This window comes from Mesorhizobium sp. M7A.F.Ca.AU.001.01.1.1 (genome assembly GCF_004022735.1).
Taxonomy (GTDB): Bacteria; Pseudomonadota; Alphaproteobacteria; order Rhizobiales; family Rhizobiaceae; genus Mesorhizobium; species Mesorhizobium ciceri.
On the sequence record NZ_RZPF01000586.1, the window covers coordinates 1 to 4,273 of the forward strand.

A 4,273-nucleotide genomic window follows, 5' to 3' on the forward strand; every position below is an offset into this window, starting at 1 on the left:
GGCTGTAACCGCGCTCTGCGGCCTTCCTTGTCCAAAACAGAGATTTCTGCCGATCGAGTGTTACTCCTCGACCGGTTCCATAAAGATTGCCCAACCAAGTCTCCGCGTCGGGGTGCCCTTTCTCGGCCGCTTTTTGGAACCATTCGAAAGCCTTGACGAAATCCGCTTTAACTCCGAGTCCCAGCAGAAAAACGACGCCAAGCCGGTTCTGCGCGTCGGCCGACCCCGTTAGCGCAGCCGCCTGCAATTCCTGCAGGGTCATATGGTCGACCTGGACTTGCCCCTCCTTCGTGTCAACGAAGGGCGAGGCGTTCGCCATCTCTCCGCCAGCAACAAATGCCGCCAGCAGCGCTCCTACCACCATTCGCGATCGTCGTACCATTGTCCCGCCTTGCCGTCCGGTTATCGCAACGACTTTCCTACCCATGGCATCATCGGCCCGTCAAATTCCTTCTCGGCCCAATCAGCCAAAACGTCTTCTTGCGGACCGGCAAGCCCGAAGGCATCGGCCGGAAGATGAAGCCGAGCCGGGCAAAGACCAGCCCGCAGGCAAGCGCGAAACCGCAGCCAAGGCCGAAGCCGGCGACGGTGTCGCTGGGATAGTGCGCGCCAACGAAGATACGGGTCGAGGCGATGCAGGCGGTGATCGCCAGGGCGATGTACCAGCGCCGCGGAAACAACAGCAAAGCGACCCCGAACACCGCGCCCATTGTCGTACCATGGCCGGACGGAAAGCCGGCGAAGCGCGCATCGAAAGCGAAGGGGTGCAGGGTCAGCACGCCAAAGTCCTCGTAATAGAGCGGGCGAGCCCGGCCAATGGCATATTTCAGCACATTGACGGCGATCCCCGACAGGCCGGTGGCGCACAGCACCAGAAAAGCCAGGCAGGTCCAGTTGTAGAGGAGCATCAGCGAGCGCCGCGACAGGCTTCGCCAATCCGTCAGGTTCGCGGCGACAAGCAGAAGCACTGAGGGAATGATATACCAGCCTCCCAGGCCGAACTGGGTGAAAAAGTCGGCAGTCCGGGCAAATCCCGCCGACCACTTGCCGTGAAGCATTCCGGCCGGAGTGTCGAGACGAACAAACGCCGACGCCGTCAGCAAGACCCAGACCAGCACCCAGACCGACCACAAAATATTCGGGTATCTGGCCGGCCGGGTGGCAAGGCGGCTTTTGGCGATCTGCATCGTATCGCGAAAGTTGTCGAGCGACCGGCGCCCTATGCCAAGGAGCAGGCTCGAAACGGGCGGGCGTGATTTCACCAGCATAGGAAATTCGACCCCATTGTTGCCGTCATGGGCATCGGCGAGCCGTCACTGGCTTACACGATAGAGGCCGAGCGACAGTTTGTCTCCCGACGAATAGTTGAGGCCATCGACCTCGGCAACGCGGCTCGCCGACTTGCCTTGCGCCTCCAACAGGCCATTCAGCTTCTGCTCGTCGCCGATTTGTGCCAGCGCCAGCGCGCAGGCCGGATCGCCGAGCAGATGCTTGGCGACGCCATCGACATCGGTCAGGACGGTCTTGGTGCCGACCAGGAACACCAGGCTCGGCTCGTGATATTCCGCTGAGGCGAGCACCGTGGTGTCGCAAGGCCTGTTGGCCTGGACTGCCGCCTCGATCGCCGGGCTCAGCCAGATCGGCTTCAGCGAAGGCGCGATGACGCCGAACAACAGCCCATAGGTAATGCCGGCGCAAACCGCGATGGCGCCGATGCGGGAGAGCGGCACTTGCAGCTGTCGCGAAAAAGCGAAATACCCTGCCGCCAGCGCCGCCGCGGCGGCCGGGATGCTCCACCAGGAAAAGGAGCCGGTGAGATAGATCGGCGCTCCGACGCAGACCGCCGCCAGGCCAAGGCTGACCACGACAAGACCGAATGCGGTCGACCACCACAACCAGTCCTGCCAGCGCCTGAGCGGCGCATTGGCCTCCTGCGGCGACAATGTCAGCAGCCAGCCAATCAGCAGCGCCATGCCGGGATAGGCCGGCAGGACATAGTGCGGCAGCTTGGTCGGGATCAGCTCGAACACCAGCCAGAACGGAATATACCAGGCGAGGCAGAAACGCAGCCGGGGATCGTCGCGCAGACGGTTGAGGGCCTGGAGCCCGGCGCCGACCGCGATCAGGCCGAACGGCCACATGAACAAGGAATAGGTCAGCATGTAGAAACCGGGCGGCAGGCCGTGCGATTCCTCGCCCGAGGCGACCTTGGCCATCATGTCCTTGCCGACGGCATCGCTGAGAAAGGTGCCGCCGCTCTTCCAGGTGATGAGGGCAACCCAGGGCAACACGATGAGCGCCACCAGAGCGACACCGCGCACGAGCTTCAGCTTCAGGAGCCAGCGCCAGTCGCGCTCGAAGGCAAACAGGGCGGCGACCGTGAGCAACGACAACAGCGGAGCCACCGGCCCCTTGATAAGAATTCCAAGGCCTTGAGCGGCCCAGAAAATCCACGGCAGATGGGCGGCTACCGGTTCGTTGCGGCGCGCTGCCAGATAGATCTGGGCGAGCGCGCCTTGCGCCGCCACGCAGCAGGCCAGCAGCATGGCGTCGGTCTTGGCGTCACGGCCCTCGAAGGCGGTGGCGAAGATCGCCGCCATCATCAGGCCGGCGGCGAGACCGGCATTGGCCCCGAACAGCTTGGTGCCCGTCCAGGCGATGCCGACGACGGCCAAGGCAATGCCAAGCATGGAGACGAGGCGGTAGACCCAGATCGGCGCCGCCGCCCCCTCGCCGCTCAGCGCCACGGCCGCCGATTGCAGCCAGTAGATGCCGATCGGCTTCTTGTAGCGCGAGGCATCCTGAAAACGGATGTCGACATAGTCGGAGGTTTCGACCATCTGCTTGGTAGCCTGGACAAAACGGGATTCGTCGCGGTCGATGGGTGGAAGGCTCGCCAGTCCACTGAACGTCATCAGCACGCTGAACAGAAAGAGAAAGAGATAGTTCCTGTTCATCGCGGAGCTTTCCGGATCTGATCTGCGGGATGGCCCCGTCGCGGCGCCTCAGGCCCTGCCCTGCGCGGCGCCTCAATACGCCAGCCCAAACGACGAAGCAAGGATTCGCAACGCCATCCGCGCGGGCTGCAAACCGGAAACCACTTTTGCTGATCGCTGGACCTTTGTCTGGCGCGATCAGTCGCAAAACCGGAAACCACTTTTGCTGATCGCGCTTGGATGCTAAACGCCCGCGTTCATGCACGCCTGAGCCACAGCGGCCGGACGCTTTCGGGAATAGAAAAAATGCCTGCCTTCAAATCGGATTTCCTGCGCACGATGAGCGAGCGCGGTTTCATCCACCAGACTTCGGATGATGCCGGTCTCGACAATATCTTCGCCAAGGAGACGGTGACAGCCTATATCGGCTTCGACGCGACCGCCAAGAGCCTGCACGCCGGCTCGCTGATCCAGATCATGATGCTGCACTGGCTGCAGCAGACCGGTCACCGGCCGATCGCGCTGATGGGCGGCGGCACCTCGATGATCGGCGACCCGTCGTTCAAGGATGAGGCGCGCAAGCTTTTGACCCCGCAGGACATCGAAGACAATCTTGCCGGTATCCGCCGCAACTTCATGCCCTACCTCAAATTCGGCAGCGGTCCCAACGACGCCATCATGGTCAACAACGCCGATTGGCTGATGGAGATCAACTACGTCAATTTCCTGCGCGATGTCGGTCGTCACTTTTCGGTCAACCGCATGCTGGCCTTCGATTCCGTCAAGCTGCGGCTCGATCGCGAGCAGTCGCTGTCGTTCCTCGAATTCAACTACATGATCCTGCAGGCCTATGATTTCGTCGAGCTCTACAAGCGTCTCGGCTGCCGCCTGCAGATGGGCGGCTCCGACCAGTGGGGCAACATCATCAACGGCATCGATCTCGGCCGCCGCACGGAGGACGCGCAGCTCTATGCACTGACCACGCCGCTGCTCACCACCTCGTCGGGCGCCAAGATGGGCAAGTCGGCGTCGGGCGCGGTCTGGCTCGACGCGGAGATGCTGAGCCCCTACGAATTCTGGCAGTACTGGCGCAACACCGAGGATGCCGACGTCGCCCGCTTCCTGAAGCTCTACACGACGCTGCCGCTGGACGAGGTGGCGCGGCTCGAGCGGCTCGGCGGATCCGAGATCAATGAGGCCAAGAAGATCCTCGCCACCGAGATCACCGCCCTGCTGCACGGCCGCGCGGCCGCCGAGCAAGCCAGCGATACGGCGCGCAAGACGTTCGAGGAAGGCGCGCTCGCGGAGTCGCTGCCGACCGTCGAGGTCGACAGGAC

4 protein-coding genes are annotated in these 4,273 nt (G+C 62.9%); 1 reads left to right on the forward strand and 3 read right to left on the reverse strand.

The genetic code is table 11. From position 1 onward, the window contains the following. From EN884_RS27660 to EN884_RS27670, 3 genes are all read right to left on the reverse strand, one after another. A partial coding sequence (locus EN884_RS27660; RefSeq protein WP_164895181.1) for a tetratricopeptide repeat protein occupies positions 1-364 on the reverse strand: 364 nt, incomplete at its 3' end. Positions 365-431: 67 nt separating this feature from the next. Beyond that, on the reverse strand, positions 432-1,268 hold the full coding sequence (locus EN884_RS27665; protein WP_063167805.1) for a phosphatase PAP2 family protein: 837 nt from the start codon (positions 1,266-1,268) through the stop codon (positions 432-434). 45 nt (positions 1,269-1,313) lie between these two features. After that, positions 1,314-2,957, reverse strand: coding sequence for a glycosyltransferase family 39 protein (locus EN884_RS27670; RefSeq protein WP_063167804.1), 1,644 nt, complete (start codon positions 2,955-2,957; stop codon positions 1,314-1,316). Positions 2,958-3,242: 285 nt separating this feature from the next. On the opposite strand from EN884_RS27670, the gene tyrS reads away from it, so the two are divergent. After that, positions 3,243-4,273: tyrosine--tRNA ligase (tyrS, locus tag EN884_RS27675; protein ID WP_128360845.1), on the forward strand; the 1,031-nt coding region annotated here is incomplete at its 3' end.